Annotated in this window: 12 protein-coding genes; 3 read left to right on the top strand and 9 right to left on the bottom strand. The window is 72.4% G+C overall.

Going from position 1 to position 15,284, the window contains the following annotated elements; genetic code table 11:
• Nucleotides 1-95 precede the first annotated feature (95 nt).
• The 8 genes from hypA to ACIRD7_RS14675 form a co-directional block, all read right to left on the bottom strand.
• Nucleotides 96-446 carry a hydrogenase maturation nickel metallochaperone HypA gene (gene hypA, locus ACIRD7_RS14710; RefSeq protein ID WP_403453194.1) on the bottom strand — a complete coding sequence of 117 codons (351 nt, stop codon included), beginning with the start codon at nucleotides 444-446 and terminating at the stop codon, nucleotides 96-98.
• A 7-nt stretch (nucleotides 447-453) separates the two neighbouring features.
• Nucleotides 454-603 carry a hypothetical protein gene (locus ACIRD7_RS14705; RefSeq protein WP_403453193.1) on the bottom strand — a complete coding sequence of 50 codons (150 nt, stop codon included), beginning with the start codon at nucleotides 601-603 and terminating at the stop codon, nucleotides 454-456.
• Nucleotides 604-676: 73 nt separating this feature from the next.
• Nucleotides 677-883: a hypothetical protein gene (locus ACIRD7_RS14700; protein ID WP_403453192.1), complete on the bottom strand. Its 207-nt coding sequence runs from the start codon at nucleotides 881-883 to the stop codon at nucleotides 677-679.
• Between the two features lie 38 nt (nucleotides 884-921).
• The gene (locus tag ACIRD7_RS14695; protein ID WP_403453191.1) at nucleotides 922-1,518 is read right to left on the bottom strand and encodes a DUF5947 family protein; all 597 of its coding nucleotides are present in this window, start codon (nucleotides 1,516-1,518) and stop codon (nucleotides 922-924) included.
• Entirely contained in the window at nucleotides 1,515-2,078 is a 564-nt protein-coding gene (locus ACIRD7_RS14690; protein ID WP_403453190.1) for a NifU family protein, read from the bottom strand. Before ACIRD7_RS14690 ends, ACIRD7_RS14695 begins: the two co-directional genes overlap by 4 nt.
• Nucleotides 2,071-3,864 carry a nickel-dependent hydrogenase large subunit gene (locus tag ACIRD7_RS14685; RefSeq protein ID WP_403453189.1) on the bottom strand — a complete coding sequence of 598 codons (1,794 nt, stop codon included), beginning with the start codon at nucleotides 3,862-3,864 and terminating at the stop codon, nucleotides 2,071-2,073. The genes ACIRD7_RS14690 and ACIRD7_RS14685 overlap by 8 nt, the downstream gene beginning before the upstream one ends.
• A gap of 69 nt (nucleotides 3,865-3,933) precedes the next feature.
• Nucleotides 3,934-5,022 carry a hydrogenase expression protein HypE gene (locus ACIRD7_RS14680; protein WP_403453188.1) on the bottom strand — a complete coding sequence of 363 codons (1,089 nt, stop codon included), beginning with the start codon at nucleotides 5,020-5,022 and terminating at the stop codon, nucleotides 3,934-3,936.
• A 1-nt stretch (nucleotide 5,023) separates the two neighbouring features.
• The gene (locus ACIRD7_RS14675; protein ID WP_403453187.1) at nucleotides 5,024-6,487 is read right to left on the bottom strand and encodes a hypothetical protein; all 1,464 of its coding nucleotides are present in this window, start codon (nucleotides 6,485-6,487) and stop codon (nucleotides 5,024-5,026) included.
• 246 nt (nucleotides 6,488-6,733) lie between these two features.
• Here ACIRD7_RS14675 and ACIRD7_RS14670 point away from each other — a divergent pair, with 246 nt between their 5' ends.
• On the top strand, nucleotides 6,734-6,988 hold the full coding sequence (locus tag ACIRD7_RS14670) for an EF-hand domain-containing protein (RefSeq protein WP_403453186.1): 255 nt from the start codon (nucleotides 6,734-6,736) through the stop codon (nucleotides 6,986-6,988).
• Between the two features lie 70 nt (nucleotides 6,989-7,058).
• On the opposite strand, the gene ACIRD7_RS14665 is transcribed toward ACIRD7_RS14670, so the two are convergent.
• Nucleotides 7,059-10,433 carry a pyruvate carboxylase gene (locus ACIRD7_RS14665; RefSeq protein ID WP_403453185.1) on the bottom strand — a complete coding sequence of 1,125 codons (3,375 nt, stop codon included), beginning with the start codon at nucleotides 10,431-10,433 and terminating at the stop codon, nucleotides 7,059-7,061.
• A 146-nt stretch (nucleotides 10,434-10,579) separates the two neighbouring features.
• Between ACIRD7_RS14665 and ACIRD7_RS14660 the strand changes: the two genes are divergently transcribed.
• Together ACIRD7_RS14660 and ACIRD7_RS14655 are read left to right on the top strand one after the other, a co-directional pair.
• Nucleotides 10,580-12,658 carry a SpoIIE family protein phosphatase gene (locus ACIRD7_RS14660; protein ID WP_403453184.1) on the top strand — a complete coding sequence of 693 codons (2,079 nt, stop codon included), beginning with the start codon at nucleotides 10,580-10,582 and terminating at the stop codon, nucleotides 12,656-12,658.
• A 178-nt stretch (nucleotides 12,659-12,836) separates the two neighbouring features.
• Entirely contained in the window at nucleotides 12,837-15,284 is a 2,448-nt protein-coding gene (locus tag ACIRD7_RS14655) for a SpoIIE family protein phosphatase (protein ID WP_403453183.1), read from the top strand.

The raw sequence follows: 15,284 nt of genomic DNA, 5'->3' as shown, positions 1-15,284 counted from the left end.
GGTGTACCGGCCCGGGGGGGTGATGTTGCCGCGCATCTGCTGACACGCACGACCGGGCCCCGGCGCACCTCGCGGTGCGCCGGGGCCCGGTCGTGTCAGGCGGCGGCCGGCTCGATCGCGGTGATCTCCAGTTCCCGGCCGCTGCGCAGCTCGGTGGAGGGCCGGTCGCAGCGCGGGCACCAGAAGAACGGTGGCATGCCCACCGCGAACTCCTCGGCGCACGGGTCGCACCAGGCCTGCGCGGGGACCTGCTCCACCACGAGCCGTGCCGCGGCGAGGGCGGTGCCGTCGCGGGCGACCTCGAAGGCGAAGTCCAGGGCGTCGGGGACGACACCCGCCAGCTCGCCGACCCGGACGGTCACCGCCGAGACCGCCTCCGCTCCGTCCGCGCGGGCCAGCTCACCGGCCCGCTCGATGATCGCGGTCGCGATCGACAGTTCGTGCACGGCGGTCTCACGGGTAGCGGTGCCCGGCGCGCAAGCCGCCGGCCATCCGCCAGATCCGCATCTCCCGCCGCAGGCTGGGCAGTTCCCAGACCAGCACCGCCAGCGTCAGCGCGCCCACGACGAGGGCCTCCGCCAGCAGCACCCGCTGTCCGTTCATCCCGCTTCCTCTGCTCTCGGTGGCGCACCATCGCGCCCGTTGGACGTTCATTCGGGGCACTCCCAGCTGTCTGTCATCCCGGTGAGATGTTCGGCATGGACTCCACGAGGGCGTCGTGCCGCTTCCAATGGATCCCGGTGGAGCGGCGCGCGTCGGCGGTGCCGTCCTTGTGGTGACCGGTCTGGTCCTCGTAGCGGCCCTGGTTGCCCTGGTGCATGCCGGACACATGCCCGGTCATGTCGGGCCTCGCCTGGGGCCGGCCCACTCTGATGCTGCCCATGGGATCTCCTTCCCCGCCTCCGACCTGCGAAGGCGTGCTCATGTCCGCTCGGTGAGGTCCGCGAAGAACCGTTCGACGGCGGGCCACACCTCGCTGCCGCCGGACAGGCCCCGCCATTCCCGGCGTACGACGGCGACCATGCGGTAGCAGTCGTCGATCGGCACGATCCAGTGGTGGTCGAGGCCGTGGACGGTGTTCACCAGCAGTGCCTCCACCTCGGGTTCCACGGTGGTGAGCGGCGGACACATCTCGCCGAGCCGCCGCCAGGCCGCCGCGTCCACCTCCCACCGCATGGCGCCCGCGGGGCTCGGGCCCTGCGCGGTGACGGTGCCGTCCGCCCGCGGTACGAAGAAGACGAGGCCCACCGGTACGCCCAGGACCGCCGTGTCGACCCGGGGCAGCCGGACCCGGCGCCGGGGCACCGGCCGGTAGTGGCCGTCGCCCGCCCCGCTCTCGGCGAACAGCACCGAGCAGGGGCCGCAGACACAGCGCACCTCCTCCTGCCCGGTGTCGTAGAGGTGGGGGTGCTCGTCCGGCACCGGTGCGGCGCACAGGTCGCACGCCTCCGCCTCGGCCGTCGCCGCGCGATCGGCCGAGGAGCGGATGAGGCGGGCGAGCGCGCCGTCCGTGGTCACGGTGCGCCCCGGTGGGTCAGGGTTGTCAGCGGTACGAACGCGGGGGCCGCGGACCGGTTCGAGGGGGCCGGTACGGACTCCACCGCCGTCAGCTCGGGGGCCACGGCGAGCACGGCCTCCCGTACGGCGGCGGTGACCTCGCCGCCCCCGCTGCCGCACCCGGAGCCGCATCCGCCGCCGGACGTGATCCGCACGCGGGCCACGTCCCCGTCCATCCCGGCCCACTCCACGTCGCCGCCGCGCTCCCGCACGGCCGGGCGCAGTCGCTCGACCGCGCGGGCGGCCCGCAGTTCGGTGGGTTCCGGGTGGATGTCGTGCAGCACCAGGAGGTGGGCGAGCAGTTCGTCGTCGGCCAGATGCCCGGCCAGCTGTCCGTCCGCGAGGTCCAGGACGCGGGCGAGCGCCTCGCCGTAGACCTCGGTGAGCAGCCGTACCGCCTCGGTCGCCGCACGCGTGGTGGGGCCGGGGGCCGTCTCCAGGCCCGCGAGCAGCTCGTCGAGCCGGGCGAGCCGGGCCTCCACCTCGGGGTCCGCCAACCGTCCCGCGCCGGGCTCAGCCATGGTTGGCTCCATAGGTCGGCGAGTGCAGCGTGGTCAGGGTCTTGCCCTTGCCGACGTACATGTGCACACCGCACGGCAGACACGGGTCGAAGCTGCGGACCGTGCGCATGATGTCGACGCCCTTGAAGTCGTCGGGGCCGTTCTCCTCGAAGATCGGCTGCCCCTGGACGGCGTCCTCGTACGGGCCGGGGGTGCCGTACATGTCGCGGGGGCTGGCGTTCCACGGGGTCGGCGGGTACGGGTGGTAGTTGGCGATCTTCTTGTCCTTGATCACCAGGTGGTGCGAGAGGACGCCGCGCACGGCCTCGTGGAAGCCGCAGCCGATCGCCTCGTCGGGGACCTCGTAGTTCTCGAACACCTTGGTGTCGCCGGAGCGCACCAGTCCCATGGCCTCTTCCAGGAACTGCAGGGCCATGGCGGCCGCGTAGGCGACGAAGTAGGGGCGGGCGCGGTCCCGTTCGATGGTGTTGCTCCACTGCGGGATGCGCCACTCCAGGGTGGTCTCCGGCAGGCTCTCGCCCTTGGGCAGGGAGATGCGCACGCTGTGGCCGGTGGCCTTGATGTACGGGGTGTCGACCAGGCCGCTCAGCGCGGTGGACCAGAGCCGGGCGAGCGGGCCGCCGCCGGTGTCCAGGGCGAGGTGGTCCCCGGTGCGCTGGTCGAACCAGCGCGGGCTCATCACCCAGCTGTACTTGTCGTCGAAGTTGCGCTTCTGCGGTACCGGGACGGTGGTCTGGTTCCACGGGTGGCGCATGTCGACGGGGTTGCCGAGCGGGTCGTGGGTGACGAACGGCTGCTCGTTGACCCAGTCCTCGTAGTAGGAGCTGCCCAGCATGATGCGCAGGCCGAGGTTGATGTCGACGAGGTTGTTGGTGACGAGTTCGCCGTCCACGATGATGCCCGGGGTGACGTACATCGCCTTGCCCCAGGTGTTCATGGTCTCGTAGCGGTAGTCGACGACCTTGGGGTCCTGGAACGCGCCCCAGCAGCCGAGCAGGACGCGGCGCCGGCCGACCTCCTCGTAGCCGGGCAGCGCCTCGTAGAAGAAGTCGAAGACGTCGTCGTTCATGGCGACGGCCTTCTTGACGAAGTCGATGACCCGCATGAGCCGGGCGAGGTAGTCGGTGAACGCGGTCGGCTGCGGCATGGTGCCGACACCGCCCGGGTACAGCGTGGACGGGTGGACGTGCCGGCCCTCCATCAGGCAGAACATCTCGCGGGTCACCCGGCTGACCTTGAGGGCCTCCTTGTAGACCTCGCCCTCGAAGGGGTTGAAGGCCCGCATGATGTCGGCGATCGTCCGGTAGCCGTGGATCTCGCCGCGGGGCGACTCGGTGCGCTCGGCGCGGGCCAGCACGCCCGGGTTGGTGGCCTTGACCATCGCCTCGCAGAAGTCCACGAACACCAGGTTGTCCTGGAAGATCGTGTGGTCGAACATGTACTCGGCCGCCTCGCCGAGGTTGACGATGTGCTCGGCGAGCGGGGGCGGCTTGACGCCGTAGGCCATCTGCTGGGCGTAGTCGGAGCAGGTGGTGTGGTTGTCACCGCAGATGCCGCAGATGCGGGAGGTGATGAACCCGGCGTCGCGCGGGTCCTTGCCCTTCATGAACACCGAATAGCCGCGGAACAGCGACGAGGTGCTGTGGCACTCGACGACCTCCCGGTTGGCGAAGTCGATCTTCGTGTAGATGCCCAGGTTCCCGATGATGCGGGTGATCGGGTCCCAGGACATGTCCACGAGCTGGGGCGGTTTGCGCCCTGTGGGCCGGGCCTCGGTTGTCGTCATGTGCGGTACTGCCCCTCGCTGTCGTTGGTTCGTGGGTAGGTCGGTCGGTGGAGTGCGCGGCGCATGGCGTCAGGGGCGCCAGTGCGGGTCGTAACCGCTGGTGAGCTTGCGCTTGTTGTGGCGCCACCTGGGTTCGTGGTTCACCAACTCGTTGGTGAAGCCACGCAGGCGGCGGATGACGGCCCCGTACGGCTTGACGGCCAGCGTCGAGAAGGTCGCGCCGGCGGGCTCGTCCATGAACGGCATGAACGCGTCGGGGAAGCCGGGCATCGTGCAGCCGATGCAGATGCCGCCGACGTTCGGGCAGCCGCCGATGCCGGCCATCCAGCCGCGCTTGGGCACGTTGCAGTTGACGACCGGGCCCCAACAGCCCGTCTTCACCAGGCACTTGGGCGAGTTGTAGTCCTTGGCGAAGCTGGCCTGCTCGTAGTACGAACCCCGGTCGCAGCCCTCGTGGACGGTCTTGCCGAACAGCCACTGCGGGCGCAGCATGTGGTCCAGCGGCGGCGGGGGCGCGGAGCCGGCCGCGTGGTAGAGGACCCAGATCAGGGTCTCCATGAAGTTCTCGGGCTGGATCGGGCAGCCTGGCACGTTCACCACGGGCAGGCCGCCCTGCGAGCGGTAGTCCCAGCCCAGGTAGTCCGCGAGGCCCATGGAGCCGGTCGGGTTGCCCGCCATCGCGTGGATGCCGCCGAAGGTGGCGCAGGTGCCGGCGGCGACCACGGCCCAGGCGCGGGGGGCCAGTTCGTCGATCCACGAGTTCAGGGTCTGCGGCTCGCCGGTCTCCGGGTCGTTGCCGAAGGACGTCCAGTAGCCGTCGCCCTTGATGATGTTCTGGTTGGGGATCGAACCCTCGATGACGAGGATGAACGGTGACAAATCGCCCCGAGCCGCGGCCCGGTAGGGAGCGAGGAAGTCCTCGCCGCCGAGGCTCGGTGAGAGCACCTTGTTGACGAGGTTCACCTTCGGCACCCCGGGGATGAGGCCGAGCACGAGGTCCTCGATCGAGGGCTGGTCGGCGGCGGTCAGGGAGACCGTGTCGCCGTCGCAGCTCATGCCCTCGGAGATCCAGAGGATGGTGATCTCGTCGAAGCCCTGCCGTTCCTCGCCGCGACTGGGTTCGCCGCTGACCTCGGTGGTGCTGCTGTGCGTTGTCATGTCATCGGCCTCCGCTGCGGGGGGTGTCGGATGGGGCGGGCTCCGGGGCTGACTCGAGCGGTTCGAGCTCGTCGGGCCGGAAGTAGTGGAAGCGGCCGTACCAGGTGTGCAGTTCGGCCGCGGGGTCGTCGTCGAGGGTGACCGCGAGGTGCACGCTGCCGTCCACGTCGTGGAAGACGGCGGCGACCTCGGCGGTGCGCCCGGCCAGGAACATGTCCTGGGCGTCGGCGCCCCGTCGCGGGCACAGCCGTACGCGGCTGCCGCCGCCGAGCGGCACGCCGTCGACGAGGACCGTGTCCGTGGTCGGCGACAGTCCGTCGTCGGCGCCCTCCTGCCACCAGGCCGGGCGTTCGGCGGGCGGGGTGGCGGGGGTGAGGGAGCGCACCGCGCCGTGCAGGCGGGCGAAGACCTCGGGCGGCATGGTGTCGACGCGGTCGAGGATGGCGGCGGCCCGCGGGTCGGTGGCACGCGCCTCGCGTTTCTCCTCGTCCGTCAGCAGCATCGTGCGCAGGGTGAGGATCTCGTCGATCTCCGCCGCGTCGTGCAGGTCTCCTGGGCTCTCCGGGGCGATCTGCGGGTGGTCGGGAAGGATGATCGGCGCGGAGAGCAGGACGTCTGTCGTGCCGGGTGCGCCGCCGAGGACCGGGAAGGTGAACTCGTTGCGGCACGCCCGCGCGGGGGCGCGCAGCTCCTCGGGGGGATCGATCAGGGAGACGAACTCGACGCCCTCGCCGCCGACGAGCGTGTGGGTGGCGATGAGCGCCCGGCGCAGGGCGTCCTCGCGCGTGGTGCGCAGGTCGGGCGCGGGAGCCGTGTTCGCGGTGCGGACCCGAAGGCGGCACAGATCCGGCGCGAGTCGCTCGGCGGTGACGGTAGTGCGCGCCCGTACCTCCTCGCGACGCCGCACCACCTGGCCGGCCCGGTGCGGCAGTGGCTCGACGTCCTCACCGGCCGCCGCCCCCACCTCGACCGTGTGTCCGCCGTGGAGGAGGTCGTCCAGTGCGGCCGTGACGTCGGTCTCGCGGGGCACCGCCTCGTCGAAGGTCAGATGGACCGTGCCGTCGTCGGTGCGCAGCGACTCGACGGCACGGTGACCACCGTCGCCGCCCCTTTCCTCGACCTGCTTGCGCTGGTTCTGGAGGTAGCGGACCCGCACCCGCACCGAGGCGCCGGGCCGTCGGATCCGCAGCAGGCACTCGGTCTGCTGGTACCAGGAGTCGGCCGATCCGGACACGCCCGGGACGACGGGGCCGTCCGACTCCACCCAGTCCCGGGGGAAGAGGACCCCGAACTGCCACCGGACACGGTTCTTCGCCGATGAGCGCCGGTAGGGGTAGAGCAGGTACCCCTCGTAGAGGACGGCGTCGGCCACGGCGCCCATCTGCTCGAAAGCGCCCCGGGGCGGGGTCGGGCCGCCCTCCGGGACAGCGCGAGCCAGGCTGCCCTGGGCCGATCCCTGCGTCATCGTGCCTCCTCGTCTCCGCGTGCACGCCGATCCCTTCCACCACGTTCACATCACTCACTCACCCTCGCCCCTCCGGCTGAGCACGACTGGGCCGTTCGAGGGGGGTACTCGGCGTGGCGGCGTTCCTCGGGCGGCCGCTGGAAGCGGCGGCCGAGGTGGAGGCAACCTGGAGGAGGGCTGAGACGTCTTCGTGCGGGAGCGGGGTGCGACGGGGCGGACCCCGAGGACAGGAACGAGGGTGGCACGATGAGCGAAAAGGCCCGGAAGCTGTTCGAGGCGCTCGACCTCGATCACAACGGGACCCTCACCCGCACAGAGGTGATCATCGCCTTGCGGACCAAGGGCCCTTCGCTGGCCGCGTCGGGAGACCTGCCGTTCTGGGGCGTGGGCGACGAGAACGCCTCGTCCGCGCTGTTCGACGCCGCCGACCAGAACGGCGACGAGGTGCTGACCCTGGAGGAGTTCTCGGCGGTGGTGGACCGCCGGTTCGGCTGGCGCTGACGGCGCGAAGGACGTCAGCGGACGGGTGCCGTACGACCCCGGGCGGGGCCGTACGGCACCTTTCGCAGGCTCAGGCGAGCTCCACGAGCAGATCGCCGCCCTCGACCTGCTGAATGCGGTTGATGGCGAGCCTGGCCACCCGGCCGGCCTTCGCCGCCGTGATCGAGGCCTCCATCTTCATCGCCTCGATGGTGGCCACCGTGTCACCGGCCGCCACCTCGTCGCCGTCGGCGACGGTGAGGGTCACCACGCCGGCGAACGGCGCCGCCACATGGCCGGGGTTGGCCCGGTCGGCCTTCTCCGTCACCGGGACGTCCGAGGCCGCCGCCCGGTCACGGACCTGGATCGGGCGCAACTGGCCGTTCAGGGTGGCCATCACGGTCCGCATCCCGCGCTCGTCGGCGTCGCCGACGGCCTGCAGTTCGATCAGCAGCCGCACGCCGCGCTCCAGGTCGACGGCGTACTCCTTGCCCGGGCGAAGGCCGTAGAAGAAGTCCTTGCTGTCGAGCACGCTGGTGTCGCCGAAGTCGTCCCGGTGGGTCTCGAACTCGCGCGTCGGGCCCGGGAACAGCAGCCGGTTGAGCGTGGCCCGCCGGTCCTTCGCCAGCCCCTCACGGTCGTCGGCGCCCAGTTCCCGCACCGGCTTGGCCTCCGCGCGGCCCTGCAGCGCCTTGCTGCGGAACGGCTCCGGCCAGCCGCCGGGCGGGGTGCCCAGCTCGCCGCGCAGGAAGCCGATGACCGAGTCGGGGATGTCGAAGCGGTCCGGCGTCGACTCGAAGTCCGCCGGGGAGACCCCGGCCCCCACCAGGTGCAGCGCCAGGTCCCCGACCACCTTCGAGGAGGGGGTGACCTTCACCAGCCGGCCGAGCATCCGGTCGGCGGCGGCGTACATCGCCTCGATCTCCTCGAAGCGGTCGCCGAGGCCGAGCGCGACCGCCTGGGTGCGCAGGTTGGAGAGCTGGCCGCCGGGGATCTCGTGGTGGTAGACCCGGCCGGTCGGCGAGGCCAGACCCGCCTCGAAGGGAGCGTAGACCTTGCGGACGCTCTCCCAGTACGGCTCCAGGTCACCGACGGCCTGGAGGTCGAGGCCGGTGGGCCGCTCGGAGTGGTCCGTCGCGGCCACGATCGCCGACAGCGACGGCTGCGAGGTGGTGCCCGCCATGGACGCCACCGCCCCGTCCACCGCGTCCGCGCCGGCCTGGATCGCGGCCAGATAGGTGGCGAGCTGGCCGCCGGCGGTGTCGTGGGTGTGCACATGGACCGGCAGGTCGAACTCCCGGCGCAGCGCCGACACCAGCTTCGCCGCGGCCGGCGCCCGCAGCAGGCCCGCCATGTCCTTGACGGCGATGACATGGGCGCCGGCGTCCACGATCCGCTCGGCCAGGCGCAGGTAGTAGTCCAGGGTGTACAGGCGCTCCGCCGGGTCGGACAGGTCGGAGGTGTAGCACAGGGCCACCTCGGCGACGGCCGTGCCGGTCTCCCGTACGGCCTCGATGGCGGGCCGCATCTGGTCGACGTCGTTCAGGGCGTCGAAGATGCGGAAGATGTCGATGCCGGTGGCCGCCGCCTCCTGCACGAACGCGTCGGTCACCTCCGTGGGGTACGGCGTGTAGCCCACGGTGTTGCGGCCGCGCAGCAGCATCTGCAGACAGATGTTCGGGGCGGCCTCCCGCAGGGCCGCCAGGCGCTCCCAGGGGTCCTCGGCGAGGAAGCGCAGGGCGACGTCGTAGGTCGCGCCGCCCCAGCACTCCAGGGACAGCAGCTGGGGCAGGGTGCGGGCCACGACCGGGGCGACGGCGAGCATGTCCTTGGTGCGCACGCGCGTGGCGAGCAGCGACTGGTGGGCGTCGCGGAACGTGGTGTCGGTGACGCCGATGGTCGGCGAGGCCCGCAGCCAGCTCGCGAAGCCCTCCGGGCCGAGCTCGGCGAGCCGCTGCCGGGAACCGGCGGGGGGCTCGCCGGCCGGCAGCGCGGGCAGCTTGGTCAGCGGGTCGAGCAGCTCGGGCCGTTCTCCGTGCGGCTTGTTCACCGTGACGTCGGCCAGGTAGGTGAGCAGCTTCGTGCCGCGGTCGGCGGAGTGGCGGGCGGTGAGCAGGTGCGGGCGCTGCTCGATGAACGAGGTGGTGACCCGGCCGGCCTGGAAGTCGGGGTCGTCAAGGACCGCCTGCAGGAAGGGGATGTTGGTGGCCACGCCGCGGATGCGGAACTCGGCCACGGCACGCCGGGCGCGGCCCACCGCGGCGGAGAAGTCCCGGCCCCGGCAGGTGAGCTTGACCAGCATGGAGTCGAAGTGGGCGCTGATCTCCGTGCCGGCGTGGGTGGTGCCGCCGTCGAGGCGGATGCCCGAGCCGCCCGGCGAGCGGTAGGCGCTGATGCGGCCGGTGTCCGGGCGGAAGCCGTTGGCGGGGTCCTCGGTGGTGATACGGCACTGGAGCGCGGCGCCGCGCAGCCGGACGGTGTCCTGGGCGAGGCCGAGGTCGGTCAGGGTCTCGCCGGCCGCGATGCGCAGCTGCGACTGCACCAGGTCGACGTCGGTGACCTCCTCGGTCACCGTGTGCTCGACCTGGATGCGCGGGTTCATCTCGATGAAGACGTGGTTGCCGTCGCGGTCCAGCAGGAATTCCACGGTGCCGGCGTTGCGGTAGCCGATCTGCCGGGCGAAGCGGACGGCGTCGGCGCAGATGCGGTCGCGCAGCTCCGGGTCGAGGTTCGGCGCGGGCGCCAGCTCGATCACCTTCTGGTGGCGGCGCTGCAGCGAGCAGTCCCGCTCGAACAGGTGGATGACATCGCCCTGGCCGTCGGCGAGGATCTGCACCTCGATGTGCCGGGGCTCGACGACCGCCTCCTCCAGGAAGACGGTGGGGTCGCCGAACGCGGAGGCCGCCTCGCGGGACGCGGCCTCGATGGACTCCCGCAGGTGGGCGGGGTCCTCGACCCGGCGCATACCGCGGCCGCCGCCACCCGCGACCGCCTTGACGAAGACGGGGAAGCCGATGTCCTCGGCGGCCCGGATCAGCTCGTCCACGTCGGTGGACGGCGCCGAGGAACCGAGGACCGGCACGCCGGCCTCCCGGGCGGCCGCCACCGCGCGCGCCTTGTTCCCGGTGAGCTCCAGGATCTCCGCGCTCGGGCCGACGAACGTGATGCCGGCCTCTTCGCACGCCCGGGCCAGATCGGGGTTCTCGGACAGGAACCCGTAGCCCGGGTACACGGCGTCCGCCCCGGCCCGGCGGGCGGCGCGGACGATCTCCTCCACGGACAGATAGGCCCGCACCGGGTGTCCCGGCTGGCCGATCTCGTACGCCTCGTCGGCCTTCAGCCGGTGCAGGGAGTTGCGGTCCTCGTGCGGGAAGACGGCGACCGTGCGCGCGCCGAGCTCGTAGCCCGCGCGGAAAGCGCGAATCGCGATCTCGCCACGGTTGGCGACCAGCACCTTGCGGAACATTCTCGATCCCTTCAGCCTGCCCGGTTGACGGATCACCCATGGTGTCGGCGGCACTCCTCTCACGCCATGTGAGCCGGGCCACTTCCGAGGGCCTACGCTGTCCTTGAGCCGCCTGTGGTCCAGGGTGGTGTGAGCGAGGTGCCCTCATGGCCAGCGTGAGTCACCGCGGTGCGGGTGCGCACGACGCGATCGGCGTGACGCCGGACCCGCACGTGTCCGCGGTGGGGTACGCGGGGGTGTTCCAGGACCTGCTGCCGCTCGCGCTGTGGGTCGTCGATTCCGACGGCCGGCTGGTGCAGTGGTCGCTGGCCGCCCAGGATCTGCTGGGTCACACACCGGAGCAGATGCTGGGCCAGGACGCCAAGCGTGTGCTCGTGCCCGAGGAGAACCACGAGCTGGCCGACCGGGTGGGCCGGATGGTGGTCACGGGCGCGGCCGTGGTCGGACGGCTGCCGGTCCGGCATCGCGACGGAACGCTCGTCGACATGGAGATGTGGCACTGCCCGATCGCCGACGCGCGTGGGGGCACGGGTGTGCTGGCCATCGCGGCGGAGACGTCCGCGGTGGAGCGGATGCGGGACTCGCTGGCCGCCTTGGAGGGGCTGTTCACGCAGTCCCCGATCGGGCTGGCCATGCTCGGTCCCGACCTGCGTTTCCTGCGGGTCAACGAGGCGCTGGCCCGTATGGACGGTGTGCCGGTGGCGGAGCACGTCGGCCAGCGGGTGACCGATGTCGCGCCGGGCGCGGGCGCGCTGGAGTCGGGCATGCGGCGGTCCCTCGACCGGGGTGAGGCGGTGGTGGACTTCCGCCACACCGGCACCGACGTGGCGGACCCGGCACGGCGGCGGACCTGGTCCTGCTCCTACGCGCCGCTGCTCGGCGGGGGCGGCCAGCCGGCCGGTGTGATCGCCTCGCTGATCGACATCACGGAGGGCCAGCGCGCCCACCTCGAGGCCGAGCGGGCGCGGGGCCGGCTGGCGCTTCTGGCGGAGGCCGGCACCCAGATGGGGTCCACACTGGATCTGCGGCAGACGGCCCAGGAGGTGGTCCGCGTCCTGGTGCCCCGGCTCGCGGACTCCGCCGACGTGCAGCTGCTGGAGGAGGCGGTGGCCCCGGACGAGACCGCGGCGTCCGCGCACGGGGTGGTCCGGCGGGCCGCGGCGGCCTTCACGGATCCGGCCGCGCCGGCCGAATTCCTCGCGGTCGGCATGACCCTCCAGGTCCCGCCCGGATCGGTGTACGAGCAGGTCATCAGCGCCGGGCGGCCCATGAACCTGTATCTGAGCGACATCGGCCCGCTGATCACCGAGCCCGGCGCGGACCCGCTGCGCGAGTTCCTGCGCGCCCGGGTGGGCTCGGCGCGCCTCGTTCCGCTGGTCGCCCGGGGCACCGTGCTCGGCGCGGTGGTGGTGACCCGGACCCGTGAGCGGGAGCCGTTCGACGACCAGGACACGCTGCTGATCGACGAACTGGTCGCCCGGGCCGCGCTGAACATCGACAACGCGCGGATGTACAGCCGGGAGCGCGACGCGGCGCTGACCCTCCAGCGCAGCCTGATGAACCCGTCCCTGCCCGTCGTGGGAGGCCTGGAACTCACCGCGCGGTATCTGCCGGCCGGGGACCACGAGGTCGGCGGGGACTGGTTCGACGCCATCGCGCTGTCGGGCGGCCGGACGGCGCTGGTGATCGGGGACGTGATGGGCCACGGCATCCACGCGGCGGCGGTCATGGGCCAGCTGCGCACCGCCGTAAGGACCCTGGCGCGGCTGGACACCCCGCCCGGCGAGGTGCTGCGCGCCCTGGACGCCGCCGTGGCGGACCTCGGTGACAACGAGATGGCGACCTGCCTGTACGCCGTCCACGATCCGCTCACCGGCCAGTGCCTGATCGCCCGGGCGGGGCACCCGCCGCCCGTGGTCGCCGACGAGCGCGGCACGGTCGCCTTCCTCGACGGACCCGCGGGCCCGCCGCTCGGTGTGGGCCGGCAGGGCTGCGAGCTGCAGCGGGTGCTGCTCGCGCCCGGCAGCCTGCTGGTGAGCTACACCGACGGGCTCATCGAGAACCGCGGCACCGACCTGGACCAGGGCATGCTCCGGCTGGCGCAGGCGCTGCGCCATGCCGGGCGTCCTCTGGAGCAGGTCTGTGACGATCTCCTGTCCCATGTCCTGCCCGAGACGGCGGACGACGACGTGGCGGTGCTCCTCGCCCGGGCACGGCCCCGGTGAGCCCGGCCGAACCGTGAGGAGGGCCGGCCATCGGCCGGCTCCGGGGCGACGACCAAGCACGAGATGACCGCAGAGCCGATACTGGGAGTCAGCCGCTGCGATGCCGGCCACGCGAAACGGGAAGAGTGCCCGGGGCGCCGCGCCACGGGTCACGCGATCGGCGCGAGATGGGTGGGCGATGCACAACACATCCCCTACGTGGCTCAGCGAGAGCCCGGACGATCCGTTCTCGATCCACCGGTCCGCCTCGGCCGTCCTGGACGACGGCGGACGCGTCGTCGCCTGGAGCGAACAGGCCACCCTTCTTCTCGGGTACCGCTCCGAGGAGGTGCTGGGCCGCACGGTCCGCGAGATCCTGGTGGCCTACGGGGACGAGGCGACGGTCGCCGAGGCGACCGCCGTGTGTCAGCGCGAGGACGGCTGGTTCGGGCTGCTTCCGGTCCTGCACCGCGGGGGCGACCGGGTGTTCGTGGGCTTCCGGGCCCGGAAGGTACGGCGGCTGGACGGCAGCGTCGAGTGGCTCCTCGTCGGCTCGCTCGCCGAGGACGTCATCCAGTGGGAGATCGACCGGGCCGTACTGGACGGCTTGTTCAGCCGCTCCCCGGTGGGTGTCGTGGTGCTCGGACCCGATCTGTGCGTGCTGCGGGTGAACCGGGCCGTCGCGCGGTTCGGCGGTCTGCCGCCGGAGGCCTACCGCGGGCGGCGCGCCGGGGAGTTCCTGTTCGGCCCGGACGCCGATCTGGCGGAGGCGAAGCTCAGGTCGGTGCTCGAGACGGGCCGGCCCGTGATCTTCGCCGAGCAGCAGAGCCGGCTGCTGAACGACCCGCACCGGGAGCTGGTCATCTCCATCTCCGCGTTCCGGATGTCGGACCCGTCGGGGCAGGTGCTGGGTGTCACCGAGATCGTCGAGGACGTCACCGACCGGCACCGGGCGCGTCGGCGACTCGCCCTGCTCAGCGAGGTCGGTGCCCGGATCGGCACCACCCTGGATGTGGCCACGACAGCGCGGGAGCTGGCGGACGAGGCGGTTCCGGCGCTGGCCGACGCCCTCTCGGTGGATCTGCTGGAGCCGGTGACCCGCGGCGAGGAGCCCGCGCCGGACGCCACGGGCCCGCTGCGCAGGATGGCGATCCGCAGCGTCCGGCCGGAGATCCTGAAGGTGCTGCATCCCGAGGGCGGGCTGTTCACCTTCCCGGAGCGCTCCGTCGCCGCCCGCAGCCTGGCCGATCGGCGTCCGGTCCTGCTGCCGACCCTGGAGGGCGGCACCGACTGGTTCGCCCCCGAGCCGGAGCGGGCCGTGAAGGCCCGGGCCGCGGGGGCCCACTCGCTGATGGTGGTGCCGCTGGCCGCCCGCGGGGTGATCCTCGGCCTGGTCGCCCTGTGGCGTTCGGAGAAGCCCGATCCCTTCGAGGAGGACGACCTCACGCTCGCGGAGGAGTTCGCCGCCAGGGCCGCGCTGTGCATCGACAACGCCCGCAGGTACACCCAGCAGCACCAGGCCGCCGAGGCACTCCAGCGCAGTCTGCTGCCGGGCGAGGTGCCCGAGCACCCGGCGGTCGAGACGGCCCACCGCTATCTGCCCGCGCGGGCCTCCACCGGGGTGGGCGGCGACTGGTTCGACGTCATCCCGCTGTCGGGGCTGCGCGTCGCGCTGGTCGTCGGCGACGTCGTCGGCCACGGCATGCACGCCTCGGCGACCATGGGCCGGCTGCGTGCCGCCGTACGGACCCTCGCCCATCTCGACCTGGCCCCCGAGGAGGTCCTGGCCCGGCTCGACGACCTGGTGGACCAGTTGGCCACCGAGCAGGGTCAGCTCGACGGGAGCACACCCCAGATCGTCGGCGCGACCTGTCTGTACGCCGTCTACGACCCGGTCTCCCGGCACTGCGCCGTGGCCCGCGCGGGCCATCCGCCGCCCACTGTGGTGGATCCGGACGGCCGGGTGCGGCAGTTGGACGTGCCCGCGGGGCCGCCGCTCGGCCTCGGCGGGCTGCCGTTCGAGACGGCGGAGGTCGAACTGGACGAGGGCAGTCTGATCGCCCTGTACAGCGACGGCCTCCTGCTCGCCGACGACCGTGACATCGACCAGGGGCTGACGCTGCTGCGCGGCACGCTGGCGGGCCCGTCGCGCTCGCTGGAGCACACGTGCAAGGCGCTGGAGGACGCGATGCTGCCCGACCGGCCCGCCGACGACGTCACGCTGCTGCTGGGCCGCACCCGGGTGCTGGCGGCGGAGAACGTGGCCACCTGGGAGCTGTCGGCCGGGCCCACCGCGGCCGGACAGGCGCGGTCGCTGGTGAGCGAGCGGCTGGCCGAATGGGGCCTCGGGGAACTGGCCTTCACCACCGAGCTGGTCGTGAGCGAACTGGTCACCAACGCCTACCGGTACGCGGGCGGTCCGGTAATGCTGCGGCTGATCCGCGACGGGTCTCTCATCTGCGAGGTCTCCGACTCCAGCAGCACCTCGCCCCATCTGCGCCAGGCCCGCAGCACCGACGAGGGCGGGCGCGGCCTGTTCCTCGTGGCGCAGTTGTCCGAGCGCTGGGGCGCCCGCTACGGCCGGAACGGGAAGACCATCTGGGCCGAGCAGCCGCTGTCGGCGGACGAGGACGACCCGGAGCGCTGA

It is taken from the genome of Streptomyces sp. NPDC093568, from assembly GCF_044764945.1.
In the GTDB taxonomy this organism is placed as follows: domain Bacteria; phylum Actinomycetota; class Actinomycetes; order Streptomycetales; family Streptomycetaceae; genus Streptomyces.
Note: the sequence above shows the minus strand (reverse complement) of the source record. Positions and strands in the feature narration are given on the sequence as shown.